Origin of the sequence: Microcoleus sp. Pol7_B2, assembly GCF_036701035.1 — a bacterium.
In the GTDB taxonomy this organism is placed as follows: Bacteria; Cyanobacteriota; Cyanobacteriia; order Cyanobacteriales; family Microcoleaceae; genus Microcoleus.
In genome coordinates, this window is the sequence record NZ_JAUBQB010000061.1 from 16,666 (window position 1) to 43,322 (window position 26,657).

Annotated in this window: 18 protein-coding genes; 12 read left to right on the forward strand and 6 right to left on the reverse strand. The window is 47.0% G+C overall.

Translation table 11 applies throughout. The features are described 5' to 3' along the window. Positions 1–122: 122 nt before the first annotated feature. The 3 genes from QUA57_RS20615 (at position 123) to QUA57_RS20625 (ending at position 6,214) form a co-directional block, all read left to right on the forward strand. Entirely contained in the window at positions 123–1,298 is a 1,176-nt protein-coding gene (locus tag QUA57_RS20615; RefSeq protein ID WP_333063341.1) for a family 10 glycosylhydrolase, read from the forward strand. Between the two features lie 459 nt (positions 1,299–1,757). Then, complete coding sequence (locus QUA57_RS20620) at positions 1,758–3,674, forward strand: HEAT repeat domain-containing protein (RefSeq protein ID WP_333063340.1); 1,917 nt, start codon at positions 1,758–1,760, stop codon at positions 3,672–3,674. Positions 3,675–4,174: 500 nt separating this feature from the next. Beyond that, positions 4,175–6,214 (forward strand): HAMP domain-containing sensor histidine kinase, encoded by a 2,040-nt coding sequence (locus QUA57_RS20625; protein WP_333063339.1) that lies wholly within the window; start codon positions 4,175–4,177, stop codon positions 6,212–6,214. 310 nt (positions 6,215–6,524) lie between these two features. Here QUA57_RS20625 and QUA57_RS20630 read toward each other — a convergent pair whose 3' ends face one another. Then, a complete protein-coding gene (locus tag QUA57_RS20630) occupies positions 6,525–6,710 on the reverse strand; it encodes a ribbon-helix-helix domain-containing protein (protein WP_332952640.1) in 186 nt (61 codons plus the stop codon). A gap of 182 nt (positions 6,711–6,892) precedes the next feature. Continuing rightward, a complete protein-coding gene (locus QUA57_RS20635; RefSeq protein ID WP_333063338.1) occupies positions 6,893–7,078 on the reverse strand; it encodes a ribbon-helix-helix domain-containing protein in 186 nt (61 codons plus the stop codon). Between the two features lie 195 nt (positions 7,079–7,273). On the opposite strand from QUA57_RS20635, the gene QUA57_RS20640 reads away from it, so the two are divergent. After that, positions 7,274–7,756 carry a hypothetical protein gene (locus QUA57_RS20640; protein ID WP_333063337.1) on the forward strand — a complete coding sequence of 161 codons (483 nt, stop codon included), beginning with the start codon at positions 7,274–7,276 and terminating at the stop codon, positions 7,754–7,756. Between the two features lie 229 nt (positions 7,757–7,985). Here the strand turns inward: QUA57_RS20640 and QUA57_RS20645 are convergent, their stop codons facing one another. Next, positions 7,986–8,570 carry a hypothetical protein gene (locus QUA57_RS20645; RefSeq protein ID WP_333063336.1) on the reverse strand — a complete coding sequence of 195 codons (585 nt, stop codon included), beginning with the start codon at positions 8,568–8,570 and terminating at the stop codon, positions 7,986–7,988. 66 nt (positions 8,571–8,636) lie between these two features. Here QUA57_RS20645 and QUA57_RS20650 point away from each other — a divergent pair, with 66 nt between their 5' ends. Both QUA57_RS20650 and QUA57_RS20655 read left to right on the forward strand, forming a co-directional pair. Beyond that, a complete protein-coding gene (locus tag QUA57_RS20650) occupies positions 8,637–10,190 on the forward strand; it encodes an NAD(P)/FAD-dependent oxidoreductase (RefSeq protein ID WP_333063351.1) in 1,554 nt (517 codons plus the stop codon). A gap of 230 nt (positions 10,191–10,420) precedes the next feature. Then, positions 10,421–12,187 (forward strand): NFACT RNA binding domain-containing protein, encoded by a 1,767-nt coding sequence (locus QUA57_RS20655; RefSeq protein WP_333063335.1) that lies wholly within the window; start codon positions 10,421–10,423, stop codon positions 12,185–12,187. A 454-nt stretch (positions 12,188–12,641) separates the two neighbouring features. Here QUA57_RS20655 and QUA57_RS20660 read toward each other — a convergent pair whose 3' ends face one another. Beyond that, a complete protein-coding gene (locus QUA57_RS20660; protein ID WP_333063334.1) occupies positions 12,642–14,729 on the reverse strand; it encodes an iron uptake porin in 2,088 nt (695 codons plus the stop codon). Between the two features lie 301 nt (positions 14,730–15,030). Here QUA57_RS20660 and QUA57_RS20665 point away from each other — a divergent pair, with 301 nt between their 5' ends. The 4 genes from QUA57_RS20665 to QUA57_RS20680 all read left to right on the forward strand — a co-directional run bounded on the left by QUA57_RS20665 (position 15,031) and on the right by QUA57_RS20680 (position 20,012). After that, the gene (locus QUA57_RS20665) at positions 15,031–16,197 is read left to right on the forward strand and encodes a glycosyltransferase (RefSeq protein ID WP_333063333.1); all 1,167 of its coding nucleotides are present in this window, start codon (positions 15,031–15,033) and stop codon (positions 16,195–16,197) included. 243 nt (positions 16,198–16,440) lie between these two features. Beyond that, positions 16,441–17,172 carry a sugar transferase gene (locus QUA57_RS20670; protein WP_190663127.1) on the forward strand — a complete coding sequence of 244 codons (732 nt, stop codon included), beginning with the start codon at positions 16,441–16,443 and terminating at the stop codon, positions 17,170–17,172. Positions 17,173–17,627: 455 nt separating this feature from the next. After that, positions 17,628–18,659, forward strand: coding sequence for a GDP-mannose 4,6-dehydratase (gene gmd, locus QUA57_RS20675; RefSeq protein WP_333042705.1), 1,032 nt, complete (start codon positions 17,628–17,630; stop codon positions 18,657–18,659). Positions 18,660–19,067: 408 nt separating this feature from the next. Next, positions 19,068–20,012 (forward strand): GDP-L-fucose synthase, encoded by a 945-nt coding sequence (locus QUA57_RS20680; protein ID WP_333042703.1) that lies wholly within the window; start codon positions 19,068–19,070, stop codon positions 20,010–20,012. Between the two features lie 364 nt (positions 20,013–20,376). Here the strand turns inward: QUA57_RS20680 and QUA57_RS20685 are convergent, their stop codons facing one another. Continuing rightward, positions 20,377–20,508 carry a hypothetical protein gene (locus tag QUA57_RS20685; protein WP_333063332.1) on the reverse strand — a complete coding sequence of 44 codons (132 nt, stop codon included), beginning with the start codon at positions 20,506–20,508 and terminating at the stop codon, positions 20,377–20,379. A gap of 184 nt (positions 20,509–20,692) precedes the next feature. Here QUA57_RS20685 and QUA57_RS20690 point away from each other — a divergent pair, with 184 nt between their 5' ends. Then, positions 20,693–23,920, forward strand: a complete 3,228-nt coding sequence (locus QUA57_RS20690) for an efflux RND transporter permease subunit (protein WP_333063331.1) — start codon at positions 20,693–20,695, stop codon at positions 23,918–23,920. Between the two features lie 381 nt (positions 23,921–24,301). After that, positions 24,302–25,483: an RtcB family protein gene (locus QUA57_RS20695; RefSeq protein WP_333063330.1), complete on the forward strand. Its 1,182-nt coding sequence runs from the start codon at positions 24,302–24,304 to the stop codon at positions 25,481–25,483. Positions 25,484–25,712: 229 nt separating this feature from the next. Here QUA57_RS20695 and QUA57_RS20700 read toward each other — a convergent pair whose 3' ends face one another. Beyond that, on the reverse strand, positions 25,713–26,540 hold the full coding sequence (locus QUA57_RS20700; protein ID WP_333063329.1) for a hypothetical protein: 828 nt from the start codon (positions 26,538–26,540) through the stop codon (positions 25,713–25,715). Positions 26,541–26,657 lie beyond the last annotated feature (117 nt).

The following is a 26,657-nucleotide window of genomic DNA, read 5'->3' on the forward strand; positions in this document are numbered from 1 at the left end:
TATTCATAAATAATATAGGCGGTTCTTCGGCGCATCTTATCCATAAATAATACCGGGTTCTACCAATCAATAATAACGTAGCGGGTTCAGTACCCACCTTCAAAGAAAAAAAGAATAAATAAATGCGATTTTTCACACCTTTCCAATCAGCAATTCGCAGTTTTGCCTCTTCCCTCCAACAGCGGTTGGGGACGACTGGATTTTCTGCACCAAATCCCGCAACGCTGCCAAGTTCGTTTGCGACTAAAAATCCTGGTGGAATTCGCGGCGTTTGGATAACCACCACGGACTCCAAAGTTCTCACATCAAAAGAGCGAATTGCTGAAGCAATGGACTTTCTCGCCGATACGGGATTTAATACCATTTTTCCTATAATTTGGAGCCAGGGTTATACGGCTTATCCTTCTAAAATTATGCGAGAAAAATTTGGGGTGGAAATTGACTCGCGCTATCAAGGTCGCGACCCCTTAGCAGAAATATGTGTTGAGGCAAAGAGAGTTGGTTTAAAAGTTATTCCTTGTTTTGAATACGGATTTGTGAGTTCTTACAATCGCAAGGGCGGTCATTTGCTGGCGAAAAAACCTGAGTGGACCGCCCGTGATGCCAGCGGCAATTTACTTAAAAAAAATAACTTTGACTGGATGAATTCTCTTGACCGGGAAGTGCAAGACTTTGTGATGGGGTTGATGCTGGAAGTTGCTAAGAATTATCCGGTAAACGGGGTACAAGGAGACGATCGCATTGCGTTTCCGGTAGAAGGCGGTTACGACGAAAAAACGGTTAAACGCTATCGAGAAGAATGCGGTAAAGCAGCGCCGTCGGATTGTAAAGAACCACATTGGCTGCAGTGGCGTGCTAATATTATTACTGAGTTTGTAGCTCGTTTACACCGAGAAGTGAAAGCTATTAATCCTGATTTGTTGCTATCGATGTCGCCGAGTCCTTATGACTGGGGACTGGTGGAATATTTGCAAGATTCTAAAGCTTGGGTTGACAAAAACTTGGTCGATCTGTTTCACCCGCAGTTTTATCGCCGCGATTTTAATGCTTACAAACAATTGGTCGATAAAATGATTGGGGGACAGCTTAGCGGGCAGCAAGTAAAGTGCGTGTCGCCCGGTATTTTGTTGACGAATCGAGGCAGCAAATATAGCATAACTCCCGAACTGTTGTTGCAAGTAATTGCTTACAACCGCTCTCAGGGGATTCAAGGAGAAGTGATGTTTTTTTACGAAGGTTTGCGAGATAACGATAACGCTTTGGCTAAGGTTTTGAAAAAAGGGCCCTATGCTCGTTGAGAGATTCTCCCGCAATCAAGCTGTTTCCGGTTGGCTGCGGTCAACCCTGCCGATCGCTATTTCAAACCAAGTTGGTATAAAATAAGATGTTGCACCATTTTCAATAAGCTTTGATGAACAGGCAAGATGCCGGTTCCACAAAGGGTGAGTTTTCTTGTGGAACAGCTATCTTGCCTGTTGCTGACAATGGTGCAAGATGTGAGGATAAAATGATATAGCAGAGTTAGGCTATCGAAAGACCCAGCGAGGTCAAGCAGCAAGCGCTACTAATTGTCAAGGTGATTGCCCAAACAAACCCAATAATTAATAATTGGGGAGTTGCAAAAATAGTGGAATAAGACATATTTTAGAAGTGGGTGCAAGCTTTTTTTTAGAAGTAGCGTTTTGTAGACACCATATTTTTTAAAGACAGTTTAAAAGAGCAATCTCAACCGCTCGCCAAAATATTAGGATAAATCAGTGAACTCAGCCGCAAACCTGATCCAAGAGCTACCCGAGCTCAGCGATGCTCAATTCAATCAAAAATATTTGAAACAAAAACAAGGGATGCACACCTTGGCGACTATATTGCCGCAAGTAGAACAGCAAAGTCTGGCTTTGCGGGCAGTAAAATTAGCACTAAAAGTAAATTTAAAACTCGGCTCGAAGCTAGCAGGAACGGTAAAGCCAGAATTTCAAACAGCCACAATAAAATTAATCGACAAAATCCCCACTTCGCCGCTGCTCAAAATTCAACTGCTGGCCCTAACAAGTTCCGATCGGGCAATTCCGATGCTGGTGGCCGCATTGAACCACAAAGAAAGTGCAGTGCGCCTTGATGGGATTCGAGCGATCGGGAAAATCGCCTCCGAAGCAGCAGTAATTGAATTAGCCCGATCGCTCGAATCCAAAGATTCCCAAATCCAAGCTTGGGCTGCTTGGGCTTTAGGAGAAATTCACTCGAAACCAGCCGCCGCAGCACTGCTCAAAGCCATCAAGCACCCAGAGTCCAAGGTGCGCGCCTGGGCTGTTTGGGCCTTGGGCAAAATTAACCCGAAAACAGCCGTCCCCGCGCTGCTCAACGCGCTCAAACACCAAGACTCCGAGGTGCGCTGGCGGGCTGCCGTCAACTGCGGGAAAATCGGCGTCTCGGAGGTAGTTCCCGGGCTGCTGAATGCCCTCAGAGATAAAAATCACATCGTCCGCGCTAGGGCGGCGGCGGCTTTGGGGAAAATCGGCGATTGTGACGCAGTACCCGGCTTAATAGAATTGCTTCACGACGATCCGGACTCCTATGCAGTTTCTTTGAGGGCCGCCGAGGCCTTGGGACAAATCGGCACGGAAACGGCTGTGGCCGGGCTGGTGCAAGCCCTCAACCATGACGACTCAGACGTGCGCGGCAGTGCAGTTTCTGCCTTGGGAGAAATCAGCAGCGAGGTGGCTATGGTGGCTGTAATCGGCTCGCTCTCCGATCGAGATATTTTCGTGCGCGGCAGGGCGGCGGTTGCCCTCGGGAACATGAATACAGAGGGAGATGCGAAATTGCAAAAAATGGTGGTCGCGGGACTGGCGAGCGCAATTGGCGACAGCGAATCTTATGTGCGCTGGAGAGTTGCTGCTGCTTTGGGGGAAATTGGGACAGAGGAAGCTGTGGCAGGTTTGGTGCGGCTGCTGGGAGACGAAACTTCTGGAGTGCGCCAAAACGCTGTTAAATCCCTCGGTCAAATTGGCTCAACGGCTGCTATTTTGGCTCTGGAAACAGCTTTAAATCGCGAATTTGCTGACGTTCGCGCGCTGGCTGCCCAATACTTGGCGGATGCCAGCACTCAGGCAGAAACAGTTGATTTTGAGCCCTCTGTTTCCCCAGATTTATCGGGTGAAAAACTGCCGAAAATCCTGATTGGTTCGCAAGCAGAAGCCAGCGAATACATTGTTGAGCGCCCTGCGCGACGCCAGATTAAATACCTGATCTCGATCGGCAGTCCGGGTGTGCCCGAACCCAAAACTTTCGATCAAATCGCAAACCGAATGTGCCTGGAGTTTAACGACCTCGACATCCCCGTTGACGACCCCGATCAAATCTTGCCTACCCTTGAGGATGTACGGAAAATTATTGATTTCGCCCTCAAAATGTCGTCGCAGGGAGGCAGTTTGCTCATCTGCTGCCAAAGTGGGATCAGCCGTTCAACGGCCACAGCTTTGACTGTTTGTGCTGCGCTGTTGGGTCGTGGCAAAGAACGGGAAGCTTGGGCGTTAGTGCTCGCCGCCAGACCCCAAGCCAAGCCGAATCGCTGGATGGTACACTTGGCCGATGAAGCTTTGGGTAGAGACGGTAAGCTAGCACTGGCGATCGAATTGACCACCGCCACTCCAGAACTCGCAATCGCCAACAGTTGACTGGCAGAAACCGGGTTTCTTTTCGCAAGCCCTACAGTTATACTCAACTAACGACACTTCACCTCAGACTTGTCTTTGCAGGGCAACGATGCCAAAAGTCGATCGCCAGGGTGCAAAAGTTCGATCGGCTCCTGCATTTGTGACATTCTGTGCTAGAAAGTCGTCGGACGATCAACAAAAACCGTCAAGCAATCGTCGCATTGCTGGCAGCAAAACTCCAAAGCTGAGGAATCGGGTGCATTGTCAACAGACAATATCAGCTTGGGGGAGCTCACAGGCCAAACGCATCAGACAGAATTTTCTGCCTGTAACATTCCACGCGGGGATCATTACACTGCCAGGATAAATTTTTCTTTATTTTGCCTGCTGCTGACCTTTACGAGTCGAAAAAGTAATTTGGCAACAGCCATCAACAGGGTAATTATCTATTAGACATCAACCGAATTTAAGTTTCTCCTCGGGCTCGACAAGAGTTTCAGATGCTTTTTCGCAGATGTCTAATGGAAAATAGACAAGCTTTTCCGTTTGGAGAACTTAAGAGCGTGCTAGATTTTAAAAGAATACAGTGGTTGCATATGTCAAAAATTAACTTGCTCAAAAAAACAGGGAACGAAGCAAGTTTATCGGTTGCGGTTTGGGAATGCCAGGGCGAGTTCAATTCCGAGTTAGAACCATTTAACCCGCAGAAAAAACCTGTGACCCCGCGAAAGGTAAACCAAAAAAATAGCAAGGTAGGTAAACTGATGCCGCTCTTTATTTCTGAACAAGTCGGTTCTCTAGAAACCGCACACAAAAACATATCCAGCCAGGATTTTGTAGAAATATCATCCTTAAAAATCCGCAAAATGTTGCCATCTAAAATTGGCGGTTGGTCCATCCATAAAAAAATTGGTGGTGGGTATTTTCTGGCAATAGGAATCGGATTTATTGGCTCCATGAGCGGGCTGGTGATTGCCGATTACTACCAAGGACAAGGATTAAAACAATTCAATGACGCTCACTTACAAGCGCAATTGCTCGGAAATTTTAAAGATGCAGCGCTGGCGGCACAATTGCAGGGAGCGCAGCTAGATTCTTTTGTAGATAATTCCGCCATGCTGGAACTGCAAGAAGAGCAGTTTATCAAGAGTATTGTTCAGGCAAAAGAGCTGCGGTTGCGTATAGAAAAGTTTGCCGACAGCAAACCTGCTTGGCAGGCAGCAAAGCCGGAAGTTCTCAAAAGTTTACTGCAAGATTGCACGGAAGATTTAGAATCCTACGCCGATACTCTCAAGTCAACTTTGCAGCAAATCCAGCAATCGCAACTGTCACCTCGGGAGATAGAGTCGGCCAGAAAATTGTTGGCGACAGAAAGCGGAGAAGGTGTAAAACAGCTCAACAGCAGCCTTGAGAAATTGAGCAAAATCCTCTATATTGCCCAGCAGCAAGAGGGGCAAGGCGGTGAAGTGATGGAGGAAGCTCAAGGCATGGAAAAAGCTATAATTATTATTAGTATGCTGCTGTCGGTAGTGGTAGCCGGAATGGTGGCTTACCAAACGAGTCGGGCGATCGCCAAACCCGTCGTGAGCGTCACTCAGATTGCCGAAAAAGTCGCCGCCGAGTCGAATTTTGATTTGCGAGTCCCCGTCACCGGACAAGATGAAATAGGCTCATTAGCTGCGTCTCTCAATCACCTGATCGAGCGAGTTTCCCAACATACTAAAGAATTAAAACAAGCTAAGGAAGCCGCCGTCACCGCTAACACTGCTAAAAGCCAGTTTTTAGCAAATATGAGCCACGAGTTGCGGACGCCTTTAAATGCGATTATCGGCTACAGTCAACTACTGTCAGAAGATGCCCAGGATGCGGGATGCGATGAGTTTGTACCCGACTTGGACAAGATTCAGAAGGCGGGCACGCACCTGCTAGATTTGATTAACGATATCCTCGATTTGTCAAAAATTGAAACGGGGGGTATGAAACTCGAAATCCAGGAGTTTGACATCGAATCCCTCGTTGACAATGTTGCGTGTGCCGCGAAACAGTTGGTAGAGAAAAATGGAAATGTTTTAGAAATAGAGTGCGATCGAACTGCGGGTATCATGCACGCAGATTTCAAGAAAGTGCGGCAGGTTTTGATGCACTTGCTGAATAATGCTGCTAAGTTCACCAAAAACGGCAGGGTTAAACTGAGTGTCAGGCGCATTGAAGGAAGCGGAAAATTGAATACAGCAGATCGATCGGCGATTGACGATTCAATGCCTGTCGATGAAACTCATTCTGCGGCGATCGCTTGTCCCCTACTGAATGTTGAAGAGTCGGATTGGATTTGCTTATCGGTTAAGGATACCGGAATTGGAATGTCGGAAGAACAACAGCACAAATTGTTTGAAGCTTTTGTGCAAGCTGACTGTTCAACAACGCGACCTTACGACGGCGCGGGATTGGGGCTGACACTCAGTCGCCACTACTGTCAGATGATGGGTGGGGAGATTTTGGTAGAAAGCGAAGAGGGAAAAGGGTCTATTTTCACTGTCCGCATACCGGCGGGAAACGGGTGATCTGATGTTTGGGCCAGAGATATAGGGGGTAGGCAGAGGGGCGAAAATTTAAGTTTCAAACCTCTGGCTGTATGTCCAAATTTAGTCTTGTCAGTGGGGGCGATCGCCCTCTATTAATTCTAATTGGTTATTTTACAAATTCAAACAGCACAAACTGCTGGCTCGTGAACTCCAACCTAAATCGATTCTAATAAATTTCATTTAGTATTATTAAACCGCGAAGACGCGAAGGAAGAATCAGGAAGAATCCGGAAGAAATAGATAATCTTCTACGGGGAAAAGAGTAAAAGGTCGATCGCACAAACTGCCCTCAACTTTTATCTTGTTTCTCATCGGATGGTGGGGACTGTTTTTGCATTTGTTTTTGACGTTCCCTCACAGCTTGTTCCAAAATGAATGCTGACAAGCCGCTGATTGAACGGCGTTCCTCATTTGCCCACTCTTGAAGTAGGTCATAGATTCCTTCTCCTATCGAGGTTGATATGCGTTTAGACATGAGAGGTTAATTGTTTCTTATTTAAGCCGATCGCCATTGTCGAGTATTTTAGACAATTTTGTCGAATATGCACCACAATACTGCTTTTGCACAGCACTATGCGCCCGATCGCGCGCGCATGAATCAGCAATAAAAAACTTCAGTCCTCAGTTTGTTTGAGAGAGCGATCGCCCACACCTCACTCAACTTTTCTCCTGCTTTTCATCCGATGGCGGGGGCTGTTTTTGCATTTCCTTTTGATGTTCTCTGGCTGCTTGCTCCAAAAGGAATGCTGATAAGCTGCTGATTGAACGGCGTTCCCTCTCTGCCCACTCTTCGAGGATGTCATAGATTCCATCAGCCAAATAAGTGGTTAAGCGTTTGGTCATCCGAGGCTCAGTATTTTTTTGTTTAGGGCGATCGTCATTGTGCTGTATCTGGACTGTCTTGTCGAGTATACGTCATTTACGTTACATATATGTGGCGTTTAAGTGATATACTGTGAACAAGTCAAAAGCCAGCGTCATCCCTAGGAAAGTTCGTCGCTGGCTTCTGGCCCCTAAATAAGCAAGGAGGCAATCTCTATGGTACAGCCTGGAAGCGACGGCAGCGAATATACTCGCGGCTATCAACAAGCTTTAGATGACTTTGGCGTGACGCAACTGCTGTCGGGTATTCGCAGCTACTCTGATGAGGACTTTGATGCCGATCGCGCGCGCATGACTGGGCCAGAGATCGAAAGCTATGCGGTGTTTCTGATTCTGCGCGTCGGGGCGAATCTCAAAGGTAGTACGATCGCCCGCTACCTCAACACTCTCAGAAAAGCAAATTCTCCGACGATCGCCGATCGCCCCGCGATCGAACTCAACCCAAATTCGATCTCGAAAACACCTGAAAAGTCAAAGCAGGGCGATCGTAATTCTTGGGCGATCGTCCGAATTTTACCGAATGCTGAGCACTATACAATTGCGCGTTTTGTCAACCGCCAAGATGCGGACGATCGGCGGAGGGCGTTGTGTCGGTTTATTCCAGAGGGAGTGTTTGAAGTTGTGTGCGATCGCACCTAACCAATAAACACAAATGACGATAACAATTGTAGCGACTCCCTATTAAGTTTTTCGGGGGTTTTAACCCCCGCTTAATAGAAAAATTCCGTCGGGGGTTTCAACGCCTGGCGGGCGTCGGAAGCATGAAACAGCCCTGAGGATTTAGGGGAATATACGCTTTGATACAAACGAGAAATACAGATAAGTTGACACCAATCAATACTCTTGTTTCCGGATCGCACATTTCCAGCTAAACTCTCCCCCACAAAGCCAATCCGCCACCTCTTCCCCTAGCCGCAATTATCCCATCTTCTACCATAAAATATGCAAAAAATGCCTGCTTCCCCACACTCAAACTAAAAAATTCCGCCTCCCGCCCTTCTCCACCGCGAATAAATCCTTGATACACAGTTTTACCCAACACTTTCACCGTAATTCTGGTAAAATCAAAAGCTAAAATATTGTTAGGCAAAAACTTAGTCGGTCCGGAAAGAGTTAGTGCGATCGCCCCAAATTGCACAGAATTCTCCACCCTGCCGGTTTCGCTAGACGCTTCCCCTTCAGCAACAGGTTCGGCCGAATAAGCAATTTGAATTTTCGCAATCCACTCAGGGATATAACGTCCCGCACCCAACACAATCCCCGCTTTTTGTCGAGTCTTTTTGGTGCCGGTGATAAAGCAGAGTTGCCAGTTGCCGATTAATTGCTCGAAAGAATAGCGAGTTTTGGTTTTTTTCGCGCTTTTCTCAGCTTCTAGGAGGGCGGCGACTACGGCGTTGGAAGATGGTTTAGAATTAGATTTAGCGGCTTGTTCTAGAATAGATATATTTTCCATTTAATATACAAACCAGTTTTATTGTTGGTAACAGAGATAATATTAGCTGAAGTAGCGGAGAAAAACATGGTTGCGATCGCCCCCACAGACACAGAAATCATCGTCATCGGCAGCGGGATAGGCGGTTTGACTTGCGCTGCAATGCTTGCCCGCTATGGATTTGACGTGATTGTCTGCGAAAGCCATTCGATCGCGGGCGGGGCCGCACACGGTTTTGAACGCGACGGATTTAGCTTCGACTCCGGGCCCTCGCTGTACTCAGGATTATCCTACAGCCCTTCTGCGAATCCGCTGCGGCAAGTTTTGGATGCGATCGGCGAAAAACTCCCCTGCATCACCTACGATACCTGGGGTTGCTGTTTGCCAGAAGGCGATTTCGACACATCCGTCGGTGCGAGTCAATTTGGCGAAGTGCTCGCACAACTGCGCGGCGCGGAAGCAGTCGCCGAATGGCGGCAACTCCAGCGCATCATGGAACCCTACGCCAAAGCTGCCACAGCCTTGCCCTCCCTGGCTTTGCGCTTCGATTTGGGCGCTGTTTTTACCCTCGGCCAATTTGCGCCGGCTTTCCTGCAAACTGCTGGCGACGCGATCGCACTTGCAGGCCCTTTCAGCAAAATTATGGACAAAAATGTCCAAGATCCCTTTGTCCGAAATTGGCTGAATTTGTTGTGCTTCCTGCTGTCTGGACTCCCAGCCGACGGAACGATCGCAGCCGAAGTCGCTTTCATGTTCGCCGACTGGTATCGCCCCAATGCAGTTTTGGACTATCCGATCGGCGGTAGTGCAGCTTTGGTAAATGCCCTGGTACGCGGTTTAGAGCGCCACGGAGGGCAGTTGCTGCTAAATTCCCACGTTGCAGAAGTTTTGGTCGAAAACAACCGGGCTGCCGGCGTGCGGCTGCGATCGGGCAAAATAATTCGATCGCACAAAGCCGTCGTCTCCAACGCTTCCGTTTGGGATACCCTGAAACTGTTGCCTGAAACCTCTGTCCCGCAAAGGTTTCGGCAACAGCGGCAGGCGACGCCCGAGTGCGACAGCTTCATGCACCTGCATCTGGGAATTGATGCAGCCGGAGTGCGATCGGACTTGGCTTGTCACTACATCTTCGTCAAAGACTGGGAAATGGGCGTTTCCGCCCCTCAGAACGTCGTTCTCGTCTCGATTCCATCCCTCCTCGACCACCACCTCGCGCCTCCGGGAAAGCACGTCATTCACGCATATACCCCCGGAAACGAGCCTTACGATTTGTGGCAAAAGCTCGATCGCACCAGCGAAGAGTACAAGCTGCAAAAACAAGCGCGCGCCGAGGTAATGTGGGAAGCCTTAGAGAGAATTATCCCCGATATTCGATCGCGCTGCGAAGTCACCTTAGTTGGGACACCCCTAACCCACGAACGGTTTTTGCGCCGCCATCGCGGTTCCTACGGGCCCGGAATTCGGGCGGGTAGCGGCTTGTTTCCCGGGCCGAGAACACCTTTAGCGGGGCTGTTTTGCTGCGGAGATTCGACGTTTCCGGGAATTGGTTTGCCGGCTGTTGCTGCTAGCGGTGCGATCGCAGCCAATACGATCGCACCTTTGTACAAACATTTGCAATTGATTGGAGAAGTTATTAGTTAGTTGTTATTAGACATCTCCCAAAATTATTGTGGAACAGGCACGGTGCCTATTCAAAATCTGCTTTTTAGGAGATGTCTATTAGTTATTTGTTATTTGTTAACGAAATTATTGAAGAGCTTTCCTAGCGAAGGACGGAAAGCAAGAGTAAACAATAATTTTATATAATTTAGTAAAATGTGACCGATATCTGTCAGCATAGAAATAGATAGTTCGATCGCCCTGAGAATACCGTGCAACCCGTAGACTTTACAACTTTAACCGCCACTTGCAGCGAACTGCGAGCCCAATGGCTGCCAGCGCGCTTAGAACAAGTCTACCAGCGCGATCGCTTCACCGTGTCCCTGGCGCTGCGTACCATGAAAGGGCGCGGATGGATTGACCTTTCCTGGCATCCTGTGGCCGCCCGCATCTGCGTCGGCGACCCCCCGCCCCGCATTCCCGACACATTCACCTTCAGCGAACAACTGCGGCATCAACTCAGCGGTTTAGCCTTAGTTTCCATCGCCCCTGTTTCCTCCTGGGAAAGAGTTATCGACTTGCAATTCGCCAAACGCCCCGGAGAACCAGCCCTCTGGCACCTCTGGGCCGAAATCATGGGCAAGTACAGCAACGTTATCCTCACCGCCCAAGACAACCTCGTTGTCACCTGCGCCCACCAAGTCAGCGCCAAACAGTCCACCGTCCGTCCCATCCAAACCGGGCAACCCTACGAAATGCCCCCGTCTTTGACCGATGCAGTGCCGAGTCTGAGCGAATCTCAAAACCGCTGGCAATCACGAATTAGCCTGGTTCCCGGTCCATTAAACCGCAATCTGTTGAAGAATTACCGAGGGTTGAGTAAGGCGTTAATTGGGTCAATGATTCGATCGGCTTCTTTAGACCCCGAACAATCCACCGACAGCCTCAATCCCGACGACTGGCAGCAACTATTCCAGCGCTGGCTATACTGGCTGCAATGCCTAGAAAACTCGAAATTTCACCCGAGTTTTACCCCCGAAGGCTACACCGTAATCGATTGGCCCGCACCAGATGCAAAAGAGGCAGAAACTGCAAACGAATCTAACTCCTCTGTTCCTTCTTCCTTCTCTTCCGTTCAAGAATTACTTAACAGCTACTACACAGGCGAAATCAATCAAGAAGTATTCGCCCAACTGCGGCATCAGCTTACCCAAAAACTCAACAACGTCTTAGCCAAACTGCGCCTCAAAGCCAACACATTTAAAGAACGCTTGCAGCAATCAGCAGACGCAGACACCCACAAATCCCAAGCCGACTTACTGATGGCAAATTTGCAGCATTGGGAACCAGGAATGAAATCAATTTCTCTCCCTGACTTTGAAACCGAGAAACCAGTTATCATTGCCCTAAACCCAGAAAAAAACGCCGTTCAAAACGCTCAAGCCCTCTACAAAAAACACCAAAAACTTAAAAGAGCCCGCATTGCCGTAGAACCTTTGTTAGCCGCCGTACAGGAAGAAATCGACTATTTAGAACAAGTTGAAGTCGCACTTTCGGTATTGGAAACTTACCGCAACACCCAAGATTTGCAAACCCTCGCCGAAATCCGCGAAGAACTGATCCAGCAAAAATATCTAGACGTACCAGATTACCGCAGTACCGACAAAAATGCTGCGATCGAATTTCACCGCTACCAAACCCCCAGCGGCTTTGAATTATTAATCGGGCGCAACAACCGCCAAAACGACCAACTCACTTTTCGCACCGCTAACGACTACGATTTGTGGTTCCACACCCTAGAGATTCCCGGAAGTCACGCTTTGCTGCGTCTCAAACCCGGTACTGTGGCTGAAGAAACCGATTTGCAATTTGCCGCCGACATGACTGCTTACTACAGTCGCGCCCGCCACAGCGAACAAGTCCCGGTGGTTTATACAGAACCGAAATATGTATACAAGCCCAAAGGCGCAAAACCGGGTATGGTTGTATACAAGCAGGAGCGAATTGTCTGGGGTAGACCGCAGCAAGCTCCGGCTTGATTTATATAAAGTGATAATTAAGGGCTGAGCGGCAATCGAAACCTCGTTTTTACGCAAAATAACCTGTTTGCAACCGATAAACCCCGGGTTTTTGAATCGGCTTGATTATACAAAGTGACCGGGAGTGCGATCGTCCTAAAAATTAAAATGCGTCTGTAATGTAAAGTTTTATTACACAAAATTAAATTTTGTTGTTATAGTACCACTTAAGAGAGATGATATTTCTTTGAGAACCCGCTGCAAATAAACGTGCAACTTGGGTTTCCTCACTGTGAGAACAACACTGTGGGAACACAACGGATTTAACTATTTTTGCAGACCAGCTTTAGCTAAAGCTGGTCGTTTCTGTTTAAACATTAAACCCCAGCTCGGACAATTTTAGATTGGCGATTTTAGATTTTAGATTAAAACTGCCAATCTAAAATCTAAAATCTAAAATCCCCAAGGGCTGCTCCTAGAAAGTAAACGTCGTTCTGACAACCCCAATCACTAAATCAGAATTATTCTTATTGTGGTCGGGAGCAGTCAGCCAAATCAGACCAGGAGTGATAGAAATATTATCGCTCAACTTAAACTGATAAAAACCTTCAACGTGCAGCGAAGTATCCTTATCTTCCGGCAAAGTTCGATTAGTAGAACTCGTTACCCGCGGCTCCATACCTACGACAATTCCCGCCACATTTCCTTCTTTGAGCAAATCGGGAAAAGCCAAAGTAACTGCCCAGTTCCAGATTTTTTGATCCCCCCTCTGCACAGAACCCGTAGGAGTAGTCAAATTGGATAAAATGCGCTGGTTGGTGTAACCCGCCCAACCGCCAATTGCAAATCTCCGATTTAACTGCCACGAAGCTTGCGCCCCGTAGGAATTGCTAGAAACTGGCATATTGCTATCGCTGTCGAGCCCGAAGGAAGCGAGACGCACCGGGAAATTAGAAGCATTGCTGCCGGTACCGGTAACGACGTTGTAGGAATTAACGTAAGTTAAACCTAAAGCAATGCTGTCGCTCGGTGTAAAAGTCAACTGAGCCAAACCGCCGTAAGAGCCGTTAAACAAACCATTTCCCCGCGTCGGGTCCGCAGCATTGCCGGTCATATATCCCAAACTCAGTTCGAGTTTTTCCCCAAACTGATGCCGCATAGCGATGCCAGAACCGCCAATCAAATAGTAAATTGGGTTGCGAGTACCGAAGTTAGAAAGAGCGCCGTAGCTGCCGTCTCCGTCAAAGTAAGGGTTGACAGTGTTAACAAAATCATCAGCAGCGCCAGCATTAGCTTCGAGAATTACAGTAGTGCTTTTGCCGATAGGGAATTGGTAAAGCAGCGCATCTAAACCTACCGTATTGCTAGCCTCGGCAAAAGGCCCGGCATTAAACCGCAATTCCCCTTCAGCGGTTTTAGTATTATTAGTAGAAAACGAACCCAAATTTAAAACTTGCAATCGAGTTCTCAGCAAATCTTCTCCAGAGAAACTCGTATCGAAATTGATCCGAACTCTGCTGCCAAAAGCCGTGGTTTTATCAGCTTCGCGGCCTTCGGCATCATCTCCCCTGGCGATACCGGCCAAACCAAATATCACTTCGCCGTTGAGTTTAGTCGTAGTTGAAAACTGATTTGCTTCTAATTCAGAGGCCCGCGCTTCCAAAACATCGACGCGGCCGCGCAAAGTTGCTAATTCCGCCGCAAATTCTTCTTGCAACCTTTGCACAGAAGCCAAATCTTCTCGCGTCGCCAGATTTCTGGAACCGCCTTGAATCAGCTCGCTAACTTTATCCAAACACGCATTTAAACCTGCTGCAAATTCGTAGCGAGTCATCGCCCGGTTGCCGCGAAAAGTGCCGTCAGGATAGCCAGCTATGCACCCGTAGCGCTCTACTAGAGACTGCAAAGCTTGGAACGCCCAATCGGTGGGCCGAACGTCGGAAAGTTGCGACACAGATGTTACTTGGCCGGCCGCATCTTCGCTGCTACTGCCTTCTGTGCTGTATTGGTTGATTTGTTCTAAAACATTAGACTGTTGTTGAGGTTGGGCACTTGAATCAGTGGATTGCGAAATCCGATCGGGCTGTGCGGCGGGTTTTTCTACGTTTAAATTAGCCAGTGGTGCGGGGGGTTGCGTTTCGCTTAAGTTTGCGGGCGCTACTGCGGGGATTTGCTCCGCGACAGGTTGTTCGGGACTTAAATTTGCGGGCGCTACTGCGGGTTTGGTTTCGCCTAAATCTGCTGCTGCAACTTCCGCTGCTTTTGCTTGTTCGGCAACTGGGGGGATCAAATCGTTAGTGAAGCCCTCGTAGAGGTTCGCACTTTCTTTCTCAATAGTTTCAACAGTTGATTTGCTAGCTAGTGACACTGGTTCGGCTGTCTCAGGCTTTGCTGTCTCAGACTTGGCTGCCTCGGTTGCAGCACCTGCTAATTGCAATTTATCAGGTTGAGCTGCCGTGGAAATTTCTACAGGTTGCTCTGCGAGCGCCGTCGAAGATATGACTAAACTTGCTGCCAATACACCCGGACTAACTAAAAGTCCCTTCCACAAAAATTTGGACATTTTTTCCTCACACCACATTACGGTCGATCGCCCGTTCCGAAGATTTAGGCGCTCGCAAATCACCCTTAGTATTCCGCCTAATAGTATTTCTTGTCAACAATCGGGGAAATCACTGCCGGAGAGTGCAGTTTGGCTGTGGCTGATTTGACAAAAACTCCGCTTATTCCCAAAATCCTTGGTTTGAGCTAAATACCTACATAGAAACCTGGTTGATGGCGGGATATTGCGTAAGTTATCCCTCAGTAAGACTAATATTGACAGCACTGGCGCTAACAAATCGTTTGATCGGCTACAAATACAAGTGAAAAAACTCAAATACGCCCTAGTTCACGAATGGTTGACGCCCTTAGCTACTGGCGGTTCAGAACTCGTAGTGCAGGAAATCCTCAAACACGTAGACGAGGCAGATGTCTATGCCCTCATCGACTTTGAATCGGCCAATCCCCAAAGCTATCTTTTCGGGCGACAGATTGGCACAACATTTTTGCAGCACTTTCCCAGAGCTCGCAGCGGTGTCCAAAAATATCTGCCATTTCTGCCGATCGCGATCGAACAACTAGATCTGCGAGAATACGACATTATCCTCTCCTCATCCCATGCCGTCGCCAAAGGCATCCTCACCAGTCCCCAGCAACTGCACGTCTGCTACTGCCACACTCCCATGCGCTACGCTTGGGACTTAACTTTTGACTATTTGCGTAGCAGCAAAGCCGGACGGGGCATCCAGGGTGTGCTGACGCGATATTTGTTGCATCGACTGCGGCAGTGGGACGTAATTTCCGCCAATCGTGTTGATTATTTCATCGCTAACTCTCAACACACTGCGCGGCGAATTTGGCGGTGCTATCGGCGGCGGGCCCAGGTGATTTATCCGCCGGTAAATATCGAGCGATTTTCCTTGATGCGACAAAAACAAGACTTTTACGTCACAGTTTGTCGGTTAGTAAGTTACAAAAACGTAAGTGCGATCGTCCAAGCATTCAATCAACTCGGGCATACTCTAATTGTCATCGGCACCGGGCCAGAATTAGAAATGATTCGGCAAATCGCCAAACCCAACGTGCAAGTGCTCGGCTGGCAGCCCGCCTCCATAGTTGAAAAGTATATGGAAGAGGCGAAAGCCTTTGTATATGCAGCTTGCGAAGATTTTGGCATTGCTTTGGTAGAGGCTCAAGCTTGCGGAACACCAGTAATTTCCTATGCAGCAGGGGGCGCTTTGGAGACAGTGCTCGACATTCGCCAACACCCAGAGACAGGGACTGGTTTATTTTTTTCCTCCCAAACCGCAGCAGCATTAGTCGAAGCTGTCAAGGAATTTGAGCAGTTGCAAGGCAAATTTCGGCCAGAAATCTGCAGGTTGCGCGCTGAACAGTTTGCCCCCGAAGTTTTTGGGCAGCGCTATATAGCTTTTGTGGAACGCTGCTATCAGGAATTTCACTCCCGTGATTTTACCGAGTCTGGGGCTTGAGAGTGCCAGAACCCCATAGCGGGGCAATCTTCCTTCTGCCTTTGTATAAGTGCCTTCAGAAGACCTCTGGATAAGTGCCTTGTGCCTTCTTCCTTCTGCCGCCAGAAGCCCTCTTCCTTCTTCCTTCTGCCTTTTGAAGCCTTCAGAAGGCAGAAAATTGAGTATTGGAAACATAATTCAGAGAACAAAGCGTCTTGAGGCTTTATGATCAGGACTGTGTGTGGTGTGAAGTGAAGGAGTAAGATGACTGCCGACAGCCAACTAATCTCCGGCAAGGTAATTCGAGCGATCGCAAGACGCGGTTTTGGGTCTGTCCTGCAAGGAGATAGACGCATAAGTCGTTCTCTACAGAGCCTCGACGGAGAACTTTTCAAGCGGTTATTTGACATCCTGTTTTCCTTATCGGTTCTGATCCTGTTTGCTCCGGTTTACCTGCTTTTGGCTTTCTTAATCGCCTTAAGCTCGCCCGGTCCTATTTTTTACGTACAGGAACGAGTAGGCAAAAACCGTAAAAGGTTTTATTGCCTTAAATTCAGAACGATGGTGGAAAATGCGGACGATATATTGCTGGAAATCATGGAAAATTCTCCGCATTTGCGTCAAGAGTTTGAGGACAATTTCAAGCTGAAACAAGACCCTCGAATTACCTGGATTGGAAGATTTTTACGAATGACCAGTTTAGACGAGTTTCCCCAGTTTTGGAATGTTTTAAAAGGAGATATGAGCGTCGTCGGACCGAGACCTTTAGTTGAAGAAGAACTGCCGAGATACGGTCGTCACATCAACAAAATTCTCACCATAAGACCTGGAATTACAGGCTTGTGGCAAGTGTCCGGTCGCAACGACATTCCGTATCCCCGCCGAGTCCAAATCGACCTCTATTACGCAAATGACAAAAACCTTTGGATGGATATGTGGATTGTTTTCAAAACAATTGGAGTTGTGATTTTTCCCAAAAATAACGGCGCATATTAATTTTTGTCCGCAGTCAGCCATCGGTAGTTAGTTTTATTTGTTACTGACCACTGATGCTGACTACTGACAATCAGTGACAAACTCTTTGTCAAAACTAAACAGTTCCTGGATGCCATCGAAGAATTGTGAGCTTAACTAAAGGGGCAAATACTTAAATAAACCTATCTCTTATTCATCTAGAAAGATCAGTTCTTCTAGATAGACTACTTTAGGTTTAGGTGTTAAACTTAACTCTATAACCTTTGGCTTAAGGGGGATAGCCTACTTATCTTGGGATAGCCCACTACCCAACAGCGTAGGAAGTAAACTTCAACTGGCTTTAGGTAACTAAAGGTAAGTTTGAGTAAGTTTTATAAAGCAGTTAACGTAGAGTTTGAGAATACGGCCGGCAGGGAGCAACAGCCTCTGCCAAAAAATTTATTGTGAATTAACACAGCCTGTCAAAGGAAAATCAGATGACGCAACGTAAGCGAGCGCTAATAACAGGTATTACAGGTCAAGACGGCTCCTACTTGAGCGAATTACTGTTAGAGAAAGGATATGAAGTTCACGGCATTATCCGGCGCAGTTCTAGTTTCAATACCGATCGAATTGACCACATCTATGTCGATCCTCACAGCGAGGGTGCACGCCTGTTTCTACACTACGGCGACTTGACGGACGGCACCACTCTCCGCCGGATATTGGAAGAAGTTCAGCCGGTAGAAATTTATAACTTAGGCGCTCAATCTCACGTTCGAGTCAGTTTTGACTCGCCGGAATATACGGTTGACACAGTAGGGATGGGAGTATTGCGGCTGCTAGAAGCAATTCGGGACTATCAGCACCGCACCGGCATAGAAGTGCGGTTCTATCAAGCAGGTTCTTCGGAAATGTTTGGTTTGGTACAGGAAGTTCCGCAGAAGGAAACAACTCCTTTTTATCCCAGAAGCCCTTACGCCTGCGCTAAAGTTTACGGGCACTGGCAAACAGTAAATTATCGCGAATCTTACGGACTTTTTGCCTGCAACGGCATTTTGTTCAATCACGAATCTCCCCGCCGTGGCGAAACTTTTGTAACTCGCAAAATTACTCGAGCCGTTGCCAGAATAGTCGCCGGCAAGCAGAAAAAGATTTACTTGGGCAATCTCGATTCTAAGCGAGACTGGGGCTATGCTAAAGACTACGTGCGGGCGATGTGGCTGATGCTGCAACAAGACAAGCCTGACGATTATGTCATTGCTACCAACGAGACTCATTCTATTAAGGAATTTCTCGATTTGGCTTTTACTTACGTCAATTTAGATTGGCAAAAATATGTAGAGTTTGACGAACGCTACTTGCGGCCTGCAGAAGTCGAACTTTTGATTGGCGATTCGACTAAGGCGCGCCAGCAATTAAATTGGGAACCTTCTGTAACTTTTCAGGAGTTAGTACATTTAATGGTAGATGCTGACATGAAAGCTTTAGACCAGCAAGGTCGAGGTTCGGGCAACGGATTTGATTAAGTCGCTAAACCAAGCCGTCAATGCGAACAATTTGTAGGGGTAGGGCCCCGTGTCTACCCCTTTGGCGAAAGGCGTGCACCGGAGGATTGCCCCTGCACACACTTCACAACAGATGAGAGGGTTGTTGCAGCTATTAGCGTAGGGCGATCGGCATTCAAAGAACCAGCTTAATTGCTAGCAAAATTTTCGGCTGTGCGGGCTAAAAAAAACATTAAAATGATAGTTGAGGAGTCGCGACCCCTATATCTAACTTTCGGGTGTACACGGCGCAAATTGTCCGTATCGGGTGCAGCTAAAACAAATTTGTGGGCAACCTCATCCTGTAGCTGAAAGCTTTTTTTGCTAAAGCAACAATTTTAGAATTGAAATTGTCGATCGACCTTTATTCAAAATCCCGAGGCTAAAATTATGACCAGCTTGGATTTAAGCAGCAAAAGTATTCTAGTCACGGGCGGCGCCGGTTTCTTGGGCCGTCAGGTAATCGACCAGCTAGTGAAAGCAGGGGCCGATGCTGATAAAATTTCGGTGACTCGATCGCGCGACTGCGACCTTCGCGTCATGGAAAACTGCAAGCGCGCCGCCGAAAAACAAGATATTATCATTCACCTCGCCGCCCACGTCGGCGGCATCGGCTTAAACCTAGTCAAACCCGCTGAATTATTTTACGATAATTTGATGATGGGCGCGCAATTAATCCACGCCGCCTACGAAGCAGGAGTCGAAAAATTTGTCTGCGTAGGCACTATTTGCGCTTATCCCAATTTAACCCCAGTTCCTTTCAAAGAAGACGACCTGTGGAACGGCTATCCAGAGGTAACTAATGCACCTTACGGAGTAGCAAAAAAAGCCTTATTAGTGCAACTGCAATCCTACCGCCAGCAGTACGGATTCAACGGTATCTACTTGCTACCAGTAAATCTGTACGGCCCAGAAGATAACTTTGACCCGAAAAGTTCCCACGTCATCCCCGCATTAATTCGCAAAGTTTACGAAGCGCAAGAAAGGGGAGACAAAACACTGCCCGTTTGGGGCGACGGCAGCCCTAGCCGCGAGTTTTTGTATTCCACAGATGCCGCCCGAGGAATTGTGATGGCAACGCAAGATTACAGTGAATCTGACCCGGTTAATTTGGGAACGAATAGCGAAGTTAAAATTCGCGATTTAGTGGAAACGATTTGCGAATTGATGGGATTTGAGGGAGAAATTGTTTGGGAAACAGACAAGCCGAACGGTCAGCCGCGCCGCTGTTTGGATACCCAAAGGGCTAAGGAAAAGTTTGGTTTTGTGGCGGAGGTGAAGTTTAAGGAAGGGTTGAAAAATACGATTGAGTGGTATCGAAAACACGCAGTTTAAGTGTGAAAAACCCGGTTTCTTCCTGAAACCGGGTTTTTTTAGGAAAGGTGGTGAATGCAGTAAATCAGTAGAAAGAACTTGTTAGTAAAGCTGGCTCTTCCTTACTTAGTGTGCCAAACGATTAGTTTAAGTAGTGAAAACTAAAGCTATGTATGAATCGAAGGAAAAAAGGGCTCCAAATTAACTAAAGTAAGACTGGAAAACCTTGCTGTGTAAAAAATTAGACCATTAATTTTAGATAAATTAGCCCACGAAGTACGGAAGATCCGGCATATTTAGCCTTCCATACCGTAAATCAGCAACGCCGAATAAGAATGGAGGGGCGGGTTTTACAAACCATATGTGGGTAAGACCAACAATATAGTCAACCCACCCCCACGATAGGGGTAAATCGCAATTGCTTTCGCTCGATAAAAAAGCCGATCGCAATTTCTGTCAATCTGCATTGTGGGCGATCGACTACCTCTAAAGGAATATTCAAAAAAACATTTTTCACAATTTATTAAAATTTATTATACTACTTGTCAGGTGCGGAGCGTAAATATTCTCTCACTCCCTATACAAAATCAAGCCTGACCGAAAACAATTTGGTCACTAGCCCCGCGATTCATTCCTTTGCAGGCTGAGTGACGGTGTAAACTTTCCAATTCTTTAATCTAAAATCTAAAATCAAAAATCAAATGACAGCCGACAAACCCGGATTCAGCATTAGCGCGACCGCGATTCGCCGCCACATCGGCACCCTCATGCTGACACTTGCGATTATAGTCGTGGGCATTTTCTACATAACCCAACTGCCCGTTGACTTGCTGCCCTCCATCACCTATCCCCGCATCAGCGTGCGCTTAGACGCCCCCGGAGTCTCCCCAGAAGTCGCCGTTGACGAAATTACCCGCCCCCTCGAACAAGGACTTTCCGCAACAGAAGGAGTCACGCAAGTTTTTTCCCGCACCCGCGAAGGACAAGTCAGCGTCGATTTATTCTTCAGACCGGGCGGCGATATTGACCAGGCTCTTAATGACGCTACAGCCTCCGTCAACCGCATTCGCAACCGACTTCCCGATACGGTTGAATCGCCAAATCTGTTTAAATTTGACCCTTCTCAACAGCCGGTTTACGAATTTGCCCTGACTTCAGACTCGCGACAAGGGGTAGATTTGCGGGTATTTGCCGATGAAGAATTAGCCAGGGAAATTAACGTTATTCCCGGAGTAGCTTCCGTTGACGTTTCCGGCGGCGTTCAAGAAGAAATTCAAGTTAATATTGACCTGAACCGGCTGCAAAGTTTAGGAGTTAATCTTAACGACGTTTTTAATGCTTTGCGCGATCGCAATTTAGACACTTCCGGCGGCCGGCTGCGGCAAGAATCTAACGAACCGCTGACGCGCACAATCGGTCGCTTTAAAACAGCTTCTGAAATCGCCAATCTTTCCTTTCAAGTATCCGGTTCCAACCCGCCAAAACGAGTTTACCTGCGCGATTTTGCCCAAGTTAATGACGGCACCGAAGAACAGCGAGTAAAAGTTTTTCTCAATCAAAAACCTGCCGTTAAAATTAGCATCTTGAAACAGCCGGACGCCAACACTATTACTGTTGTAGACGGAGTGAAAAATCGCATCAAGGAAATGCAGGAGTCGGGCTTAATTTCGGCGGACATGACCGTAGTTACTACCTTAGACGAATCCAGATTTATCCGCAATTCCTTAGCCGATGTGGCGAATGCGGGGGTTTCAGGGGCAGTGCTGGCTGCGATCGCTGTTTTGTTCTTTTTAGGCTCCCTGAGACAAACCCTGATTATCTCTCTGACTATTCCTCTGTGTACTCTAGCAGCCATTATTTTAATGCGGCTGTTCGGTATGTCGCTGAATTTATTTAGTTTAGGCGGTTTAGCGCTAGGAATCGGTCAGGCGATCGATACCAGCGTAGTTATTTTAGAAAATATTGTAGTCGGTCTAGACAGCAACCCTCATCTGAAAAAAGGCAAAATCAAAGATCGAAAAGAACGCACGATAGAAGAGTCGGTAGAGCGGAGTGAAGAAGTAGAATCAGCAATGGTTGCCTCTACAGCGGCAAACTTAGTATCAGTGCTGCCATTTTTGCTGATCGGTGGCTTCTTTTCGCTGCTATTTAACGAATTGATTTTGACAATTAGCTTTGCAGTAGCAGCGTCTCTGCTAGTAGCTTTAACGGTAGTGCCGATGCTGACTTCTCGCTTGATGGGAATGTCTTATTCCAGCGGTATCAGTCAGTTCGGGCCGATAAAACATTTCAACCGCGGTTTTGAAAACGGCACGCGAGCCTACGGTTCAATGCTGTCAAAAGTGCTGGGTTTGCGGTTAATTATCATTGCCCTCGCTTTTGTAATTTTAGGTGGCGGCACTTGGGTGATGGTGGGACAAATTCCCCAAGAAATTTTGCCAAGAGTTAATACAAGCCAAGCCAGATTATTTGCTTCATTTCCTCCGGGTACTAACTTGGAAACAAATCAAAAAGTGATTGCTGCTGTCGATAAAATTCTACTAGAACAGCCAGAAACAGAGTACACTTTAACGACAGCGGGAGGGCTGCTGTTCGGCAACAATACGGTTGAAAATTTGCTCCGGGGAAGCAGCACAATTACGCTCAAATCTGGTACCAATACCACCGATTTTACAGAAAGAATGACTGAGGAATTGAAAAAAATTGACCTTCCTAAAGGAACTCGTCTGCGGCTAGTTCCAGAATCGATTAGGGGTTTAGTTTTAACTAATTCTCCAGTGCGGGGTGGCGAAATTGATGTCGTGGTTCAGGGGGACACTGAAGAATCATTGCAGGAAGCAGGCCGTCAGATATTAAAAGCATTAGATGAGAAGGTAAAATTAGCCCGGTTTCGACCGGAGGCAGACCCGCCGCAGTCAGAGGTACAAATTCGTCCAGACTGGGAAAGGGCGGCTGTGTACGGGCTGACAGCCCAAGATATTGGGGAGACAATTCAGACAGCAATTGAAGGTGCTGTTCCCACTCAGTTGCAGCGGGGAAACCGATTAATAGATGTGCGGGTGCAGTTCGATCGCACTTCTGTCAAATCTATTGCTCAACTCGGACAAATTCCATTATCGGGCAGCAATAACAGCATCATCCGTTTAAGCGACGTGGCAAATATTATTCTCGGCAAAGCGCCGGCAGAAATTCAGCGTCTCAATCAGCGGCAAGTTTTCTTAGTTGTCGGAAACTTGAATAAGGGTGCAAGTCTCGGCGATGCTGTCCAGCAAGTCGATGCAGTTTTATCAGAACTCAAGTTGCCGCGAGGAGTAAGAATTGTGCCGAGTGCGGCTGCTGAAACTAATGAGCAATTGCAAACTTCTCTCAAGCTTTTGGGAGGGTTGGCGACTTTTTTAGTGTTTGTAGCGATGGCGGTGCAGTACAATTCTTTGGTTGACCCGCTGGTGATTTTGCTGACAGTGCCGCTGGCGTTGGCGGCGGGAGTATTCGGGCTTTATGTGACCAAAACTGCGATCGGTGCGACGGTGATGATCGGTGCAATTTTGCTCGTGGGAATTATCGTGAATAACGGCATCATTATGGTGGAGTTGGCGAACCAAATTCGGGAAGAGGAAGGAGTCGATCGCACAACAGCAATTCTCAGGGCGGCACCTCAGCGCTTGCGACCGATTTTGATGACAACTATTACTACAGTTTTGGGTTTGTTTCCCCTAGCTTTGGGAATTGGAGAGGGTTCGGAGTTTCTCCAACCTTTGGGTGTGGTGGTGTTTTCCGGTTTGTCGCTGGCAACTTTGCTGACGCTGTTTATTATTCCCTGTTTCTATATTTTGCTGCACGATTTCTTTGGGACTTTTGCAGCGAAGAAGAAACCGCAGGCAGTTGCTATTCCTGTGCAGAAGGCGGCGAGAAAGACTCCGAATTTGTAAAATGTAGTGTCAGCTTTTTATGCACTTCGACGCAATCCGGCAGGGGTTTAAACCCCTGCCTCAAAGCGAAAGTCGGTTAAAACCGACTGTAGATTTTGACGGGAAGTGCGATCGATTTCAGTCCTCTTTCAGAGGACTTTCGCTATGAGACAGGGAATTCATTCCCTGTCGGACTGTCGGACTTACAAACAATACCGGTACTGCATTGGATGTGAAGTTGACGGCGCAAGAATTAGTGGGTAAGGTGCGTCAGTAAACATTTTATAACTCCCAAAAGAAATTCCCGACTGACACACCCTACAAGAATTAGTGTTTTTGACATCCGAAAGTTATATGTTACAATAATACTACATAAAAAATGCAAAACCAACTTAAACAAAAATGCCCTACGAAAAATTAGACATATCAGCCCCAAAACCAGTATTATCTTGGGCAAATCACGCCCTGGGCGAAAAAGAAACCAAGATGACCGCAAACGTAGCATCTTTGCCCTTTGTATTCAAACACGTCGCACTTATGCCCGACGTACATTTAGGCAAAGGTGCTTTAGTCGGTTCAGTAATTGCCACAAAAGAAGCGATTATTCCGGCTGCTGTGGGGGTTGATATTGGTTGCGGGATGGCTGCCGTTAAAATGCCATTCAAGGCTCACAAATTAGAAGGCAAACTTAAACAAATTCGCCTCGAGATCGAAGCCGCAATTCCTGTCGGATTTTCCGAAAACAAAGAAGTAGAAACAACTGTCACCAACTGGCAAGGATGGGGGGAATTTAAGGAACTTCATCAAGGCGTACAGCACCAAAACAATAAAGCCTTAAAACAAATGGGTTCCCTCGGAGGCGGCAATCATTTTATTGAGGTTTGCGTTGATAGTGAAAACTTTGTTTGGCTGATGCTGCATTCCGGTTCTCGCGGCATTGGAAATTTGCTCGCACAGCAGCACATCGAGACTGCTAAACATTTAGCTAAACTGGCAGAAATTAATCTGGCTGACAAAGATTTGGCTTATTTTGTGGCGGGTACGCGGGAGTTTGCCGCTTACTGGCACGATTTGCAGTGGGCGCAAGATTATGCTCGTTTTAATCGCGATGTGATGATGAATCGGTTTAAGCGAATTGTGGAAAAGCACGTCGCGGGTGGCAAATCTGTTAAGCCGTTATTAGAGGTGAATTGCCACCACAATTATGCGGAAAAAGAGGTGCATTTTGGCGAAGATGTGTATGTGACTCGCAAGGGTGCTGTGCGCGCGGATGTTGAGGATTATGGGATTATTCCGGGTTCGATGGGGGCGAAATCTTTCATTGTTAAAGGGAAGGGAAATGCTGAAAGTTACTGTAGTTGCAGTCATGGTGCGGGGCGCTTGATGTCTCGCACTCAAGCGAAGAATGTATTCACTCTGGATGATTTGGTGCGGCAGACTGAGGGGGTTGAGTGCCGGAAAGATGAGCAATTTTTAGATGAAATTCCGGGGGCTTATAAGCCGATTGATGAGGTGATGAGTCAGCAGTCGGATTTGGTGGAAATTGTGGCGACTTTGAAGCAGGTGGTTTGCGTCAAGGGGTGATGGTGAGAATTTGGAAGCTCGCCACAGCAAATTTCCTATCGTACACGCGGACAATTTTTACTGTCGGGAATTTTGGGAGAGGCAAGTTTGATTCGCATCACTGTTTTGACATCTTTTTGAGGCTGAAGTGAAGATAACAGCTTGCACAATGGGAAAAAACAGTCAGGGAGATCGGTCTTTCATTTTATGGGGCAATCGCTACTTTTGCAAGCACCGATCTCGATCAATCCTAAATAAACCAAGGAGTTCTTTCTAAAACAGGATGTAACCGAAAAAGCTCACCTTGTCTCATAAAAGCAGATGTCAAGTAAGCAATGTCCCCTGCATATTTAGTTGTAATTGGTTCACCACAGAGTGAATCAGTAGAACGCCAATTCAGCTTAGTTAAACTTAAAATCTGTGCTGCTATTGCTCTCAAATCAGGTGGAGAGTTAGGAGTACCTTGAGGATACTCAGCTCTTGCATTTATCTCAAGCATTATCGGAGTTCCAAGGGCTTTACGATAAGGGTTGTAACCTGTTGTCGAAAGGTAGATTTGATTGGGAGATGTAATTACATAGCTGCCTCGACTCAAACTCCCGTCAGTTTCAGGACGACTATCATAGAGTCTCACATTATGATGTGAATTTATCCAAATAAATGAATATTTTCCTTGTGGTCTAATTTTTCTAGCCGCTTCTAGGATTGCTCCTCTATCCTCGCGTGAAAATTTGGCAGAGTAATGAAAATAAATACTTGGTGTTTCAGATAATGCCAGCTTCTTTAAAGTTTGTTCTATCAACAAGCTAAAATACCTAATCTTTTCGCTGTAGGGAAAAGTATTTATATTGCCGGAGTAAAACTGCCATTTACCATACTGATCAAACACATTTGCGTATCCCATTAGCCGATCGAAGTTACCTCGACTGCTCTGTGTATAGGAAAGACCAATGAAGAAGTCAGCATCAGGTATTGCTCCTGGTAGTACCCAAGGAGTAACACCGCATTTTGAAACTATATTCAAAGATAAATTAAGATCCTTCCAGTCAGGGTTGAGAAGTGTAGGGGTATCGAGCATCTGACAAGGAATCCCCTTCTCAAGCAAGAACCTTTTAACGGTATAGTCATTTCAAATAAATATGAGACAGAGATAAGATCATGATAAAATCGATAAAAATAGTTAATTAGAAAAAAA